Below are 17,149 nucleotides of genomic sequence, written 5' to 3' on the forward strand. Positions count from 1 at the left end.
CCACCCTGCTTCCTTATCTTATGTTCTTATTGCTGCTGTACCATATAAATCATCTTCGCAATCTCTGCACGAGTCACTGCACCTCGTGGATCGAAGCGATTATCGTCCTTGCCGTTAATAACGCCAACGGATTTCAAGTGATTCACAGCATCTGTCGCCCAATCGGATACGCTCTTCATATCGGTGAACGCAGTATCGGAGGTCGATGTTGATGCCTTTTTGTTCATGGACTCCATCATCTTCAAGAGAATCACTGCGGCTTCCTCACGCGTGATAGGATCTTGCGGGCGGAATTTACCTTCGTGACCTTGAATCAACCCTAGCTCGGATGCTTGGGCAACATAACCTGCATAATAAGCATTGGCGGATACATCTGTAAATACAGTGCTCTTCGCCGCCGCCTCATAGCCTAATGCCCGAATCGCCAGCGTCACTAACTCTGCTCGCGTGACCTGCTGCGTTGGACTATAGTGGTGCTCATCTGTTCCGGTAATGATATGTTTCGCAGCTAACTTCTCTATGAACGCTTGCGCCCATGTTCCCGTTACATCTGCAAATTGCTTGTGATATTCGAACACTGCGAATGATGAGAAGTGGTCCGTCGTGAACGTAACGGTACGACCATCGAACTTACCCCCCATATACTGCGCTTGGTTGCCATCTAGGTAATAAACGCCCGCGTACTCGACATCCAGATTCTTACGCTGTTCATCCGTAAGTGTACGGGTGATTGTAACGGGTCCATTCCATTGGTGAATGGATGCTTCTTTGTTGTCCTTGATTGTAACCATGCTTAATGTATATACCAAGCCTGTTGCTGTATACGCATTGTTCCCTTGTTGAACAGTCTTTACAGCGGTTTGAATCGCTGCGTTGGTGGTCGTATCGATATTCAGAATGACTTTGTCTGCACCCGTTAAGCTGCTTGGGAATGATGCTGCAGGCAAGGCAACCGTTACGCCCGAAGCTACCACTTCAATCGTCAGCTTGCGTTCTTTTACTTGCTGCAATGCAGGTCCATCGAGTACGAGCTTCGCTGCATCTGAAGCATTCTTCAGGCGAATTTCAATCTTCCCGTTCTCCGAAGCCTTCACGGCTTGCTCTAACGTTGCACGGTCAATCGCATACGATCCATCTGTACCCGCTTCGGCTTGAATGATTCCCTTATCCGTGGCAGGTGTCGGAACCGTAGGAATGACCGGTTTCGTTGGTTCTGGTGTAGATGGCTGTGGAGTAGGGTTCTCTGGATCTGGACGCCCAGGTTCCGTGAATGCCCCCGTATAGAAGCCCCAAATATCGGACAATACGCTTCCGCTATGGTCATCTTCGGCCTTGGTATACCACTGGTAATAGCGATCTGATTTCAGACCTTTCCAGCTCACAGACGTCTGATCACCGCTCTTCACCTGTTGATTCTGGCCAATTAACTGATCCGTATAGACCTTTACGCCAATATAGTCGGTTGCGACGCGTTTTGTCTTCGGCTGCAAATCCAGGTCAAGGGAGAATTCATCCTTACCAGGGAATTGATCTGGATCATAATAGTTGTAATCGTCTAAATACGGCGAGTACGTCTTCATGTGCAATTTATTGTTCTTCATATCGAACTGCATTAAGCGAATATAGCCAAGTCCGCCTTGTTCTGCGCCCTGATAATCGGCTAGCATCTGATAAACATTACGGTCAGGGATACCGTCGCCGTCATCATCCAATGCGTCAACTTTCAATTGTGCATCATGATAGTGGCCGGACAACGCCGCGATAACATTTTTGTTCGGCTTCACGACTTTATCGAAAATTTTATCCGCAATCGGCGCACGGTTGTTGGATACCAACATGTATTCATGAAGCGCAAGAATAGCTTTACGCTCTGGATATTTCGCGACAACCTCATTCATCCAATCGATTTCTTTGTCACCGAGGCCCCAGCCCATGTAGACGATAATGAAATCATTGCCGTTCGCGGATACGAGATCGTAGTGACCTCGGTTATTGTCATAAGAACCTGCGAAGGTCGGCATCTTCTCAAAACGGTCGGCCCCGAAAAATCTCCAGTAATTCGTGTAATCATTATTCTGGTGCCCTACATCATGGTTGCCTGCGAGCACGCCGTAAGGAATATTTGCGTCCTCCAATACCTTCATATCCATATCTGCTTCTTGCCATTGATACTCTTGATAATCCTTATCGACAATATCGCCGGTATGAATAACATATTTTAGATTGATGTTGTCTTTGTTCTCTGCAATCCACGCTACATTCTTCCGATAGATCTCAGGATAACTCTGAGAGTAATATTGCGTATCCGACATCCAAACAAAAGAGAAGTCGTACGGATCATCCTTCTCCGGCTTATTTTTAGAAGGGGCGATTTCATCCTGCACCATGATTTGAATCGTTTTCTTTACCGGTTCAGCTTGCTCCATGAAATATTCGCCGGCTTTTACCGTTGACTTCAGTTCAAAATCATCTGTTCCAGCAATTGCATGGTCCAGCTGTTCCCATTTCTTAGCGGTTGGACTCCAAGCATACAAGCTCACTTTCCGACCTTCCAGCGAGTTCCCTTTCCATGCAATGTCTACACGATCGGATTTTTGAACCGATGGATCTAACGTAATTTCGTAACGCTGATACGGGAACTGCTCCACCGAATCATTGACCAAATATTTGCCGTCAATCGCGCTGATGCTCTGATACTCTTCGGCGGTTAATGCCTGTTCGCCCTGTGGAACCATCTCTTTTGGCGGCTCTGTATCTGAGGCATTCTTGAAGCCATTGAACCCATCCACGCGATTCCCGTCATAATTAAATCCTTTATAGAAGGAAACCTTCATGGGATCTTGCGTCGGGTCTGTAACTTTGACCGTTAGATTTGGATTAATTCCTACGTTCTCCTGACCAAGGGTGGGAGCGATCAGCTCAGGCTTGTTCGGATTTTCGACCGGAACCTCAAAGTGAATCACTTGGGACGCCGCATTGCCGACTTTATCGGCAGCCTTCAGGCTGAGCACATGTGCTCCTCCGGTTAATACGCCAGATGAAGTCGCATAAGGCAAATCGATCTTCTGGTCATCCAGCATCGCTTCGATCTGATCTACGCCTGATCCTGCATCTTTTATCTCCGCATCTATTGTAAACTGACCGCGGTAGACTTGACCTTCTTCAACCGTTGCCTTTATCGATGGAGGTGTATTGTCAACAGTTACCTTCGAGAGTACTTCTTCCGAACCATGGCTGACTGCGACTTGGTGATCACCGTCTGCCGCTTCTTTCGTATTCCAGGCATAGGCTTTGGATTTGAACAACTCTGGTTTCAGGTCAAATTGGAACCCGATCCATTCCGGCTTGCCGGCACTATCGCCCATCTTGATTTCTTTATCGCGTTCTGCGTATTTTGCATCCCATATTTCGGTGCCGTCAGCCAGTAACAGTCTTACATTTTTAACCTCGAAATCATCTTTATTTTCTTCAACGCGATCATCAAACGGAGATGACTTCGATCCTGCGCGAATATAGATCACGTTATCCGATCCTATCTTGAGGCGACTCGCATCAATCGGAAACGATAATGTCGTATACGATTCGATAGGGTCCATGAATGTATAAAGAATCGTCTTTTCCTTTTGTTCGGGCGGTCCCATGGTTATAGCGTTCTTAAAGTAGTAATCGACATTATTCGCGTCAAACACAAAGTACGCATCGTTCTCTAGCGCTGCGAAGGTATCCTGTGCAGGTTGTCCATCCACACGCAATTGCAGTGCATCTGGACCTGCTTGCTGCGCTGTGCCTTTCAAGGTAAACATGCCGTGAAGGATGTCTCCGTCTTTCGCATTCAGACGAAGCGGCGACTGATCCGGTCCCCCTACGATCTTCACGCGAACGGGTTCCGATTGTGTGTCATTGGTGCCATCGGATACCACGAAATAATACTCGATATAATCTCTGCCGATCAAATCAGCGGAGGATAATTTGTAATGATAGAGCTTATCGTTGTAATCCTCTTTCAGATTGTGACCAACGTATTCTTGCTGCTTATCCGAATGGATAAAGACTTGTACAGATGTCACTTGCTTGTCATCGTCGGCAAAAGCTTGAAGGTCCAAGCCTTTGGATTGATCCACTTCCGTAACCCCTGTCACATCTTTAATCGTAGGACTCACGGTGTCAGGTACTACATGAATAGGCGTTCCAGGAACCAAGGCTGGATCGACTTTTCCTGGAGTAGGGTCATTCAGACCTGAACTTACCTTTATCATGGTATTGCCGCCATTTACAGGATACTTATATTGAATGCCCTTATCTTCTTTCGTTTCATCGCCAGCTTCGCCGCCGTCATAGACAATCCCGTTATTGTAATAGGCTGCTGACACTTCTTTTTCGGTATTGGTCTTCACGACAATCGCACGCGATCCCGAGTTCGCCATGCCATCGCTCTTGATTATAAATAGATTCTGATCCAGAACTAAGTTCGTCTTATAGAACGTATTAAAATCGGCTGCGGTCAGCTTACTGTTCGCCTCATTAATGATCCAGAAAACAGCGGACTGCTGCGCAGGCAAAATAAAATCTGCTTTCGTGGAAGCCCACTTCACATCCGCGGACGGTCCTTTATCGGGATAACGATAATACACTTTGTAGTTCTTGAAGTTAACCGGTTGATCTGTGTTGTTATATACCTCGATGAATTCATACGCATCGCTGGATGTGCCTGTTACGTTCGTTGTATTCGGAACGATTTCCGTCACCAGAAGCTTCGGAACCTTCGACTCATCATAAGCGGGCAAGTTAATGTTCACGGAATAGCTCTCAACGGAGCCCTTTACACGAATTTTGTAATCCAGCTTCGGCTCTACCAATACATCAGCCGGAATCGTTCCGCTGAACTCATCGCCGCTTTTCTTCGTCATCAACGTAATCGCATATCTGGATTGGGAAGACGTTTTGTACAATAATTGTACATCCGGCCATTTATTGTTCACAGGGACTAAACCCTTGATGGTCGCCGTTATTTCTAAATCCTTCGCATCGACAGCTTGAGCTGGGTTGTGCAGGATTTCGGGCTGAATCTCAGGAATCGGCGGGGTCACTTGATCCGTTGATATGATTCCTGGAGTAGCTGCAGTCTTGCCTGAAGTCGGCAAGAGAATCATATCTGTGCTTCCTGCCTCTGGATGCTTATAGAAAATGCCCATATTCTCTGCTACATGTTCTTTTGCATACGAAGCTGAGCTTATCACTTTTTTATCTTCATTGCTGCGAATTTGCAAATTCCGTGCAGCTGTATTTGCCATACCACCGCCACCATTGACATGGAAGAGATTCGTTCCTTCGACAAGGTCAGCGGCTGGTTGGAAATTCTGTATAAAATCTTTTATTTGAAGATTCTCGTTCGAACCATTCAGGATCCAAAATACAACAGGTGTACGAGCTGGTATTTGAATATTGGACTCTTTTGTTGTCCAAGTATCCTTTCCGTTATAAAAGAAATGGTATTTGTTGAAATCAATCGTTGCGTCTGTGTTATTGTAAACCTCAACAAATTCATAGCCATCTACCGAGTTCACATTTTTCGTGTCTGGCACCAATTCGGTAATTAACAATGCCAGTTCTTTAGACTCCTCAACAGGAGGTTGCGGCTGAATCGCAACGTTATATGTCGTCGAATGAACCGGTTGGGACTCCCCTTCCGAGGCTTCGATATAATAATCCAACTGCGTACCCGCAAGCCGGGCGCCTGGAATTTTAGCTTCATATGTACTTGCATCAATTGGAACCATTGCAAGCGGCGCTTGCGCTTGTTGATCTATGGAATAATAGACCGCTGCCGTTACACCCTGCACACCGCCCGTGATGCTTGCTTGAACCACATAATCCTGATTGGCATTTGCCACGGATGGCGTATGGTTAATCTGAATCCCTACACCCTCGGCTAAACCCGCAGGTACCATACAACCAATCATCAAACAACTCATGATGAGCATCGAAACCCATCGTTTATAGGCCACTATCATTTTCAAAACTTGTACACTCCCCTTATATGCATGATGTCGAATCCATACTCATTGGTGCATATGCACTCGTCCAGAGCCTTCTGCGATCCCTGGAAAAGCGACTCCCCTCCCTGTATCGTCATATTTCGACACCTCCCATGATACGGAGGTTATATTTGTTGAGTGTCATGCGGATGTTAAGATTTTGTATCGTTATTGTAAAGGTCATTGCGGTGAAGCTTTATACAGAAAAACCCGACCTTATTCAAGGCCGGATTCCATCGCGGTGCGTAATAATATCTGTGGGATCGAACACGCCCTAAGCTCTTTGTGTATAACGGACATGAGAGACCTTATTGTCTGCTATGCTTATAGATTTGCCGTTGTTGCGGACACGGATGCCCTTATTCCATTCGAATCTTGAATGTATAGCTTATGTTTAGCATGATAAGAGCTGCTGTGTCCGTTCGCCCTGCATTTTGAGTGCTTTTGGCATAATTAAGGCCTCCTGTGTCCGTTCATTTCTCGCTCTGTTCCCTGCACCCTAATTTGATTTCGGCAATCTCTCGAAAAGTTATACATTCTTGAATGTCAAAAAAGACCCCGATGGGGTCTCAAGATCGCAGCCTATTCAATAGGATTCACTAAGAAGATCGATATGACTGAATTTATTCACTGCATATTCCTCCCTAATTCCAACAATTTGGATAACGTGTCATCCCAATGTTCTTTCATTTCCGCTCGCGTTATAGGGTCTTGAAGTTTTTCTTGATGGAAGCTTACCGTGGTCTTATTCGCACCGCCTTCGATAAGACGAATTTGTAATGTCGACGGGTTGTTCCAATGCTGTCTTTGCCAGGCCATGCGAATCTGCTCATACGGCTTGACGATTCGTAACGTCCCACGAAGGCCATCCCGAGATTCGAACGAGGCACCTGCCTGAACATCGAAAGGCACTACATCACCTAGCCATAGCTGCATTCCTGCGGCTGATGTCAACACACTCCACACTTGTTCCCGGGACAACGCAAACGTTCGACGCACGCCCACTTGATATCCTGCTGAAGCCGTTAACCCGACAGGCTTGCGCTCCGGATCGAACCCAGACATACCTATCCCTCCTCATTTTTCACCCCATACATATGCTTATCCCCTGCCTATTACGGGTTCTCTTATTCCATTATTCCACAACGATTCCCAGTGTCCTCCTTCGTTTAAGAAGCCAAAAAGCCAGCCATCGCTGGCTGACTCTCTTTTCATAGACAAGGGTTTCGTTATACTCCAAAATCCATCGTTTTTCCAGTTTCCACATAGGTTTTGATGTTGCTCAATATCATCCACCAGTGACTCTCTGTGGTCTTCATGGAAGGATGGTTGTCCGACCACTCATCATTAATCAACGTTAGCTTCGTACATTGACCCACTTTATCGAGTGTGTATGTCATACGGGATTGCAGTTCCTCATGGTTAGGATAATAAGAAGGGCCCGGATGCTCGATGCAGCTCATCATCTTATTCTCTTCGTACCCCACGATAGTCCCGTACACATGAACGGTCTGATCGCCATCATTGCCCGGTCCTATGTAAGCAAAAGGTTCGCCCACTTTGAAACTTGACTCTAGGACACACCCGTAAAATATGTTTCTTGTGCCCTCAGGTGACACCAAGGCATGCCACACGGCTTCTGGCTCCGCATTAATATAAAACTCATACTTCAGATTCATGAAAGACAACTCCTTTTCTATTTTAGACCGATTCACCAATTCTCGCTGGTTATGCTACTATGAGTATAGCTTGGACGTCCATCCAAGTATTGTAAAAACGCGACATTTCATGATCTGAGGGAGTGAGGCTATGAGCTCAGGATTTCATCGGCCCAGCATGGGCGTTTTAAATTTACAAAGCGGAGAAAAGAAGTTCCAGCTATCGCGCCATACCCCTTCCGACGACATCGGCTTTTTCGTGAAGCATTTCTGGATCGTAAGTTGGAATTTGACCGATGAAGAACCTTACTTACAAGACGTCGTGCCTAATCCTTGCGTCAATCTCGTGATTGAGAACCAGCGATCCGCTATTTTTGGACCTGCTACACAGAAATATTCCTATTTCCTACAACATAAAGGTTGTGTCTTCGGCGCGAAGTTCAAGCCAGGCGGGTTCTACCCTTTTATCAAGCGTCCCGTGTCAGCGTTGCGTGAGCAACCATTGAGCATAGCCAGCGTCTTCGATATTGAAGCACAACATTGGGAGGAATCCATCCTCACCCAGTCGGATGAACGCAGCATGGTGGAAATCGCAGAACGATATATGCGACCCAAGCTCCCAGCGCAAGATCGGCGGATTCCTATGATTCAGCGGATGATTGAACGTATAGTAGAAGATAAAGAAATTACGAAAGTCGATCAGATCTGCGAGCATTTTGACATGAACAAACGAACACTTCAACGTCTATTCGACCAGTACGTCGGCGTCTCGCCCAAATGGGTGATTAAGCTATACCGGATTCAGAATGCCGCAGAAACTATGGATCACCATCCCAATCAAGACTGGCTGCAATTATCGCTAGATTTGGGGTACTATGACCAGTCGCATTTTATCAAAGATTTCAAATCCATAATCGGCAAAACGCCCGATGAGTATACGAAAGGCACACGACAACCATGAACACAACAGAACGCATTCAACTCAACAAAGGTACGCCTGGCGAACCTTGCCCGATTGCCAAGACCATCGTTACGGGAACGGTGCTTCATGTGGAGGGCGGCGGGCATATTTCAGCCTAATCCCATGCAAATAGGACACGCCCCGCGTGTCCTATTTGCATGTTCTATGAAACTTGATCGATGGGTACCGTAGGCTGCGTCGGTCTTCGCTCTAAGCTGATCCATATCAGCCCTGCAACCATAAAGATCGTACCTGCGAGCTGCCAGCTGGATATGGCTTCATTGAAGAATATATAGCCCGCCGTGACCGCCGAGGCTGGTACGACATAGCGAAAAAAATTAGCCCGGGTGGCACCTATTTTGAACATGCTCGCATTCCAGACGACGAAGGCGAGTACAGTGCAGATCAGTACATTATAACCAATCGCCGTATAATGACCCCCTGTTAAGCCGCCCCAATCCACTTTGCTCCAGGAGCCAATTGTAAGCGGGAACATAAATATCGATCCGAACAAGATCATCCATGTACTTACACGTAAGGACGAGTACCGCTTCATGAGAGGCATGCACGCTACATTGAAGATGGCTCCAAAGAAACTCACGCCAAAGGCCAGGAGATTCCCAAGCATATGGTCCGAGGATACATCCAATCCCTCTCCGCCGCCCAGAATAATGAAGCACACGCCAATCATCGCCGCCATGCCGCCTACTACAAGTCGGGAGGAGATTCCTTCGCGCATAAATAAAGGTCCGAATAAGGCAGCAAAAATCGGCCAAGGTGCAACGTTCAGCAAGGATGCATTCGCTAGGGTTGTATACTTAATCGAGTACATCACCGCGATCTCTAGCGTTGTAATCCCTAGCAATCCAATCGCAGCCAGCTGCAGGGCCACTTTGACCGGAATGCCGACACTTCCTTCTGTCAGCTTCAATAGGATGAAGAAGAAAGGAATCGCAAGTCCAAATCGTAAAAAACTGAACAAAATCGGATCAAACGTCTCCATCGCTTGTCGCGAGACCCCAAAATTAGCGCCCCAGATGATTGCGACAACCACAAGCCCTACGTAATACATCCACTTTTTATCCATCGATGCGTGATCTCTCCATTTCAGGGTGGTTAATGTTTTAATCTATTTATACCATTAAAAGACATCCATGAATATAAGAAACACTCCCCTAGTCTATAGCTTGAGGAGTGCATGTAATACTACATTCTCTTAATAATCATGTCGAATAATCATACCATCGATAAGTATCATACATTTTTACAATTTCAAAGGGTTTTTTTAAAAGGGACAGAACTCGTTCTGCCCCTGTAAAATCACCATGTATCATATATCAGCCCGTCACCGGGCGCTGGTTCATGCTCGCAACATCAAATGGACGTTCGATTTTCTCTACCTGCTGGTCCTCGTCCTGTTCATCTAACATATGACCAACGATTTCCTCGATTACGTCCTCCATCGTCACAATCCCTGCCGTACCTCCATATTCATCCAACACGACAGCGAAATGAACTCTGCTCGCTTTCATTTCCTTCAAAACATCGTCAAGCCGCTTCGACTTGGGAATAAAGAATGGCGTTCGAAGGATATCCTCCATGCGGAATGTATCTTCTGCCTCCGACCCCACATACTTCATAATATCTCTAACATGCATAATGCCGATGATATGATCGATTTCTCCGTCATATACGGGGAATTTCGTATATTCATGTTCGTTCACCCGCTTCGCCACCTCTTGGAGCGAGGCATGTCGCGGAATGCCTACGACAAAACTTCGATGCGTCATAATATCCATGACCCGCTTATCATCGAGTTCAAAGATATTGTTAATCATCATTTTCTCGTCTTCTTGAATAGACCCATTCTCCTTACCGACATCCACCATCATGCGAATTTCCTCTTCGGTTACTTGTTCCTTATCATCATGAGGGTCCATGCCCAGCGACCTTACGATAAGATTCGTCGAACCCGTAAGTAATTTGACGAATGGTGCGGATAGCTTTAATAACCATGTTAACGGCGTTACGGCCATCATCGCAATGGCTTCTGATTTCTGCATCGCCACACGTTTTGGCACAAGCTCACCTAATACCAAGGTGAAATAAGAAAGAATCATCGTAATCACAATCATCGATAGCGTCGCTAATACCGAATGAGGTAATGGAACACCTATCGTTCGAAAATACTGCGCCAAGCTGCCCGCAAAACGATCTGCAGCAAAGGCACTTGCCATAAATCCCGCGAGTGTAATCCCAATTTGTATAGTAGCCAAGAAACGGCTCGGTTCGCTCAGAAGGCTCTGCAAAAGTTTTGCTTTCTTATGGCCGGCTTCACTCATCATTCTAATTTTGTTGTCATTCAACGAAATAAGAGCAATCTCCGACGCGGCAAAAAAAGCATTCAGTACAATGAGTAATATCAATATCAAAATTTCGGTAAACACGATCCATCATCCTCCATTGTCATCCAATCTGATTTCTAAAATCACTGCATGGAATAGATGAAAGATTCAATTTCGTACATGATAGCTTGTTTTCCAATAGATTTTGACACTATGGATTACACATAATACCTGGGTCCTATCGCCCGTTTCCCCCGGCTCATCGTCCATCGCCTTCGCCACCTCCTCGCTTGAAAAAAAATGCCTTACCCTTATAAGTATAGGGGGTTATGCCCCGATAAACAAATATCTCTACACTAAAAATGAAAAATTTGACAATCCATTTTATGGTATGCTAAGATCCGTTTATACTGACTAGTCAGTTTTGAACATGCAACCATGAGGAGAGGACAGCTCTGTCAAGCAAAGATAAAATTATTACCGCAGCCATTGAAGTATTCTCAGAACACGGATATCACCGGGCAAGTATGGATGAGATTGCACTTCGCGCGTGTGTCGCCAAAGGTACCCTCTACTATAACTTTCCTAACAAGGCACAGCTCTTTAAAACCCTTGTCAAACAAGGGCTGCAAGAGATTATGGATACTACATGCCAAGCTCTGGATATGCCGCTCACGCTCGAAGAATCGATCCAGCGTGTCATTCGGTTGAATCTCGACATGTTCCTGGAGTCCACAAACTTTGCCCATATTATTTTTAACGAATTATCGAATGGCATTGAACAAGAGGTTCTCCTGGAGATCAAAGAGCTTCGCCGAGAATACCTGCACTTTCTCGCAGATATTCTGGAGGAAAGCAAATGCGGCGGATATGTTAGGGACGTGAATTGCATGATCGCGGCGACCAGCATCGTCGGCATGCTGCAAAGCTCCTGCAACTATTATCTGAACAACAAGAATGAGATGTCGCGGGAAGATTTGGAATATTTCTTGTTTACACTGATCACGAAAGGCTTGTTTACAACACATGCGTAACAAGCTTTTCTTTTCCACTAATTTAGACTGACTAGTCAGTTAAAAAAAGAAAGCGAAGGTGCTTCTATGGATTGGAATTCGAATGAGATTATTCCCCTAACCTGGTTTCGGAACATGCGTGACACATCCCCTGTCACCTTCAATTCAGACCGGAATATATGGGATGTATTCAAGTACGAAGATGTCAAAACCGTCTTTACGCGTCATGAGATTTTCTCTTCACAAGGGTCAGAAAATGCAGAAGAACCCATTGATTCAAGCGTTCTTCGCACAGACCCGCCTAAACATCGGCAGCTGCGTATGCTTGTCTCCCAAGCTTTCACCCCACGTGTGATCGAGGGATTAGCGCCGCAGATCTCAACCGTCACGCAGTCGCTATTCGATCAAGCGGAAGCCCAAGGTGCCGTTGATGCATTAGAAAGTATTGCAAGTCCCTTGCCGATTGTCGTCATCGCCGAGATGCTGGGTGTGTCCTTGGCGGATCGTGGACGGTTCAAATCCTGGTCGGATGACCTCGTGAGTAACGATTACGACAAATACATCCAATGCCAGAAGGAAATGAGTGAATATTTCTCGGTCATCGCGAACGAGCGTCGTCGCGAACCTCAAGACGATCTGATTAGCAATCTGGTTCACGCCAATATTCAAGGGGAACAACTAAGTGACATTGAGATCATTGGTTTCTGTATTCTATTGCTCGTCGCCGGGAACGAGACGACAACGAATTTAATCGCATCCGCGATGCTCTGCATCGATAGCCTGCCAGATGTCCGAGAACAACTTATTGCTGATCGTACCCTCATCCCGAGCGCGCTTGAAGAAGTATTCCGGTATTGCTCTCCCGTGCAGTCCATGTTCCGTTCGGTAAAACAAGATACCGAGCTTCGGGGGCAACAGCTATTCGCCGGCCAGTTCGTGAACATGTGGATCGGATCTGCCAACCATGATGATGAAGTCTTCGAACACCCGGATATGTTTAATATCCATCGCAATCCCAACCCACACTTAGGCTTAGGCAGCGGCATCCACTATTGTCTTGGATCGCAACTGGCACGCATGGAAGCCAAAATTGTCATCGAAGCCCTGCTCGATCGCTTCCCGCACTTCCAGCGAGATCGTTCCCATGTTCTGGAGCGAGCGAATAGTACGATGATGTTCTCGCTAACAAAGCTGCCTATTCTATTAAAATGAATGAGAAAAGGACACTGTTGCGGTGTCCTTAGATATTCTCGATAAAGCTGGATGCTTCATCATATGTAGCCATCTTTATTATCAATGTTGAGGGGTCATAATACCCCTCAGAAATTCCCATTACTCTAAGCCGCTTCCTTACAAACATCCCTCTTCTTCACTGGAACGTGCAAATCTAAGTGTCATGATCTCTGCGGGTCTGATCAAGACCTGCAATAGATGAGACGCGTTAGCGGAAAGCTGCTCGTTCCGGCGTTCCAAAATATCGCTTCGATACGCCTTATTGCAGGATTGAGGATACGCAACCGTTAATTCTTGTCGCTCCGAACAAAGGTTATACCAACGCATGACGACATCGCCCATCTCCTCGGCTACTTTCATCGTGGAGAATGCAAGAGACTTCCCTTCCCATATGGCGAAGGAATGCGAAAGCGGCAGATTGCCTTGATGCAGGTCGGTCTGCTGAATCATCCAAGGCACCTGGAACTGGTATGCTTGCGTGATTGTATCATAAGCATCCGCCAATGGACTTGTTGCCTCTGCCCCCTCGTCTTTTGTATGCGGGATAATCCTAAGCTTTACCGTATGCTCGCCGATACACTGTGCTTCCGGCGTAGGAAAGTATCCCCAGTCCCCCAGCTCGCCCACAGCACGAAGCAAAGTGACTGCAATGGTGTTCGTTCCATGTCCCTGAATGATTTCATATTCATTCAAGCCTTGATTCGCAATCGTAAGCCCTTGTCCCGCTCCCGCCACAGTTACAAATGCTTGCTGGTGATGGCAGTTGCTCGGATTTCTCCATTCATCTGCAGGTGTGTTACCCCGTTCCGGTACTTCAAAGATGGAATCTGCGAAATGAGTCGCGACATCAAGCCCCGTTGGGAATAGCATTCGCAAACGATGATCTTTGGCCTGATTATGAAAGGTAGATTCAATATCGATGCCTTTGCCATGTCTTTCAAGTGATACCCTCGTCTGAATACGCATCACGAGATGATCGCAGGAACGACCTGATTTACGGCCTGTGAACCAAACCAATTCCTTCTGTTCCATCTCTAAAGACTCTTCAGCGGAGCTAGGGATGCTGATTTCATGTGCGATTTCAATACTTGCTCGCCATAGTGTATCCTCTAGCACACGAATAATTGCCGGAGTGCCTTTCGTGGTCAATGGTGTACTTCCGTACGCTTGACGATACATATACTCGTTGCCGATATCTCCCGTATCTTCGTACTTGCATAATTCCTTATATACAGCCCCGCTAGATTTTTCGGTTACTGTGAGTGTTCCGTCCTGCTCCACTTGGACAGCAAGAAATTCATTCACCATCTTGTACTGCCCTGCCATCAATGACTCACCAAGCAACTTGCTGCCAGCAGCTTCCTGACGCACCAACCCATAGGCTCGATAACCCAGCGCCGGCACTTGCGAAGCCTCGAACGTCACGCGAATGCTTCGCGCGAAGTACGGCTGTCTAAATTGATCGTCCGGAAGATCATACCCGAATTGAATCCCCAAATCTTCCATGACGAAAGGAATGGATTGTCCTTCCGCATCCACCAAGACGAAATCATCCACGGAGCCCTGCTTGACCTCCTGCTTCATCGCTTGGAATTCCATGCCGCTGCGGAAGTAGATCCGCTTCACTTCCAAGGTTGCAGATAGAACGCCAGTCCTTTCCCAACCGGTCGTATTCGTCACCAGAAAAGGGACCGCTTCTGCATCATATTCCGCGAATGTTGAAGTATCTGCAAGCTCCGCAATGGCAGCAAGACTTCCCTCTGCAATCGACTCCGCCACATGTCTGCTCTTCGCAAAGCGAGTCATCATTTCAGCATGCACTTCATCAACACTGCAGCCGCATATGCTATCGTGGGGATGATTCTGCATCAATGTTTTCCACGCATAATTGAACAGATGGTGAGGATAGTCCTGTCCGTGTAAATAAGCCATCGCCGCGAGCGGTTCCGCCACCTTCTCCAAATAAGTCTGACACTGCTGATTCTTCTGCTTCATATATACACGCGATGACGCGGTATTGACGAGCGTAGACCATCCGTCTGTATGCTGGCTTCGCAGTTCACCGCGAATCACCGACAGATCTCCGGGAATCGAACACTCCACTTCCTTCAAATAGTCATCGAAATTAGAATGGACAAACGTAATCTCCGGGAAAATTTCCTCTGCGACGCGGATGGCTTCCGTTAAATTGGTCTGTACGGGCTGATGATCACAACCGTTCATGAACAATAGATGCGGCGTTGATGCGTATTTCGAGGCATCCGCAAGCTTACGTGTCCAATAGGCTGCTGCAGCCGAAGGTTCAGCAGGGATTTCGTTGCCGTTACTGTACCAATTCGCGAACAAGATACCGAGTACCTTAGAACCGTCTGGAGCCTCCCACCACATTTCGGAATAGGGAGATTCATAGGCGCTAACATCCGACACTTCATTGTTGAATCCGGTCGGCTTCACACCGCGTCCGAATACGGCATGTTCAATGCCCGCTTGACGGAGCAGCTGGGGCGCTTGCCCCATGTTACCGAAGGAATCCGGGAAGTAACCCAGCTTCGAAATGACGCCGTAGGCTTTTGCATCACGGTGTCCTATGAGCAAATTACGCACATTCGCTTCGCTGCTCGTCAGAAATTCATCTTGCAATACATACCAAGGTCCAATATGAATACGACCATCCCGAATGAAACGCTCCAGCTTTTCCTTCTTCTCCGGTCGAATTTGCAAATAATCGTCTAATATAATCGTCTGACCGTCTAGGTGAAAGCTGCGATAGTGAGCATCCCGCTCGAGTGTATCGATTAGCGTGTCCATCAGCTTGATCATCAGAACATGATGCTTTTCATAAGGCAAATACCATTCCCGATCCCAGTGGGTATGAGAAATAATATGTACCGTTCTAGACTGTGTCATAACATTGCCCTCGATTCTACGTAGAATTCATCGCTTAACCTACCAAGCCCGTACGTTCCACACTCTCTACAAAATAACGCTGAACGAACAAATATAAGATAATCAGCGGCGCCATCATCAGCAGTACACCCGTATTCAGCAGCATCGATTGATAGACAGGATCCGGTTCTACACCAAGAGCTGAGCCCATATCCGTAAGCTGCGTTGACAGCACCTTCACCTTGCTCAAGAACAAGGATACATAATAACTATCATTCCACTGCCACACGAAGGAAAATAACAGAACCGTTACGATGGCAGGTACGGCATTTGGCAGTACAATACGGTAGAATGTTTTGAAAATACCTGCACCGTCCACGAAGGACGCCTCTTCCAGTTCCTTAGGAACCCCACGGAAAAACTGCCGGAAAATATAAATGTAAAGCCCGTTCTTGAGTCCCATCGCCGTTCCGGAAGAAATAAGAAACGGCCAAAACGTGTCAATGAGGTTCACACTGCTTTTACCTGTAAATAACTTGATCGCTCCGAATAGATCGAAATACCGATATGTCAAATAAAGAGGAATCATAATCGTCTGTGGCGGTACGACAATGGTGAAGATCACCAAACCGAATAACAGACCGCTTCCTTTAAACTTCAATTTGGCAAAAGCATACCCCGCTAATGCGCAAGCCACCAGCTGAATTATCGTCGTTGTCGATGAGATCAAGAACGTGTTCAACAGGGCCGATCCATATTTGGTCGCCGTAATCGCAATCTTCAAGTTATCGAATGTAAAATGCCGCGGAATCCACAACACCGTCGGATCGTAAATATCAACTTTACTGCGGAACGCAACCGACAACCTCAGAAAGAGCGGGAATAGAATGATATAGCAAAAACCTAGAATCAGTAAGGTGCGCACTATAATCCAGGTCCATAATTTCGCCTTCTCGGCCGGACTTTTCCTTCCGATCCATTCGCTCATCCGAGCCGCCTGCAATTTCATATTCGGTCC

The 17,149-nt window shown here is 46.7% G+C and carries 11 protein-coding genes; 4 read left to right on the plus strand and 7 right to left on the minus strand.

Annotation, left to right across the window (positions count from 1 at the left end):
• Positions 1-26 precede the first annotated feature (26 nt).
• The 3 genes from BVG16_RS18635 to BVG16_RS18645 form a co-directional block, all read right to left on the minus strand.
• Complete coding sequence (locus tag BVG16_RS18635) at positions 27-6,011, minus strand: S-layer homology domain-containing protein (RefSeq protein WP_233147101.1); 5,985 nt, start codon at positions 6,009-6,011, stop codon at positions 27-29.
• 651 nt (positions 6,012-6,662) lie between these two features.
• Entirely contained in the window at positions 6,663-7,100 is a 438-nt protein-coding gene (locus tag BVG16_RS18640; protein WP_078500456.1) for an SRPBCC family protein, read from the minus strand.
• 164 nt (positions 7,101-7,264) lie between these two features.
• Positions 7,265-7,714, minus strand: a complete 450-nt coding sequence (locus tag BVG16_RS18645) for an SRPBCC domain-containing protein (RefSeq protein WP_078500458.1) — start codon at positions 7,712-7,714, stop codon at positions 7,265-7,267.
• Between the two features lie 130 nt (positions 7,715-7,844).
• Here BVG16_RS18645 and BVG16_RS18650 point away from each other — a divergent pair, with 130 nt between their 5' ends.
• Both BVG16_RS18650 and BVG16_RS33740 read left to right on the plus strand, forming a co-directional pair.
• On the plus strand, positions 7,845-8,654 hold the full coding sequence (locus BVG16_RS18650; protein WP_078500460.1) for a helix-turn-helix domain-containing protein: 810 nt from the start codon (positions 7,845-7,847) through the stop codon (positions 8,652-8,654).
• On the plus strand, positions 8,651-8,773 hold the full coding sequence (locus tag BVG16_RS33740) for a hypothetical protein (protein ID WP_269845606.1): 123 nt from the start codon (positions 8,651-8,653) through the stop codon (positions 8,771-8,773). Before BVG16_RS18650 ends, BVG16_RS33740 begins: the two co-directional genes overlap by 4 nt.
• A gap of 44 nt (positions 8,774-8,817) precedes the next feature.
• On the opposite strand, the gene BVG16_RS18655 is transcribed toward BVG16_RS33740, so the two are convergent.
• Together BVG16_RS18655 and BVG16_RS18660 are read right to left on the minus strand one after the other, a co-directional pair.
• Entirely contained in the window at positions 8,818-9,741 is a 924-nt protein-coding gene (locus tag BVG16_RS18655) for a DMT family transporter (protein ID WP_078500462.1), read from the minus strand.
• A gap of 250 nt (positions 9,742-9,991) precedes the next feature.
• Positions 9,992-11,101: a hemolysin family protein gene (locus BVG16_RS18660; protein WP_078500464.1), complete on the minus strand. Its 1,110-nt coding sequence runs from the start codon at positions 11,099-11,101 to the stop codon at positions 9,992-9,994.
• A 374-nt stretch (positions 11,102-11,475) separates the two neighbouring features.
• On the opposite strand from BVG16_RS18660, the gene BVG16_RS18665 reads away from it, so the two are divergent.
• Positions 11,476-12,033, plus strand: a complete 558-nt coding sequence (locus tag BVG16_RS18665) for a TetR/AcrR family transcriptional regulator (RefSeq protein WP_269845608.1) — start codon at positions 11,476-11,478, stop codon at positions 12,031-12,033.
• Positions 12,034-12,099: 66 nt separating this feature from the next.
• Positions 12,100-13,224 (plus strand): cytochrome P450, encoded by a 1,125-nt coding sequence (locus BVG16_RS18670; protein ID WP_078500467.1) that lies wholly within the window; start codon positions 12,100-12,102, stop codon positions 13,222-13,224.
• 138 nt (positions 13,225-13,362) lie between these two features.
• On the opposite strand, the gene BVG16_RS18675 is transcribed toward BVG16_RS18670, so the two are convergent.
• A complete protein-coding gene (locus tag BVG16_RS18675) occupies positions 13,363-16,152 on the minus strand; it encodes an alpha-mannosidase (RefSeq protein ID WP_078500469.1) in 2,790 nt (929 codons plus the stop codon).
• A gap of 34 nt (positions 16,153-16,186) precedes the next feature.
• Positions 16,187-17,140 (minus strand): carbohydrate ABC transporter permease, encoded by a 954-nt coding sequence (locus BVG16_RS18680; protein WP_078500471.1) that lies wholly within the window; start codon positions 17,138-17,140, stop codon positions 16,187-16,189.
• Positions 17,141-17,149 lie beyond the last annotated feature (9 nt).

The organism is Paenibacillus selenitireducens (assembly GCF_002021565.1).
GTDB classification, from domain to species: Bacteria; Bacillota; Bacilli; order Paenibacillales; family Paenibacillaceae; genus Paenibacillus_K; species Paenibacillus_K selenitireducens.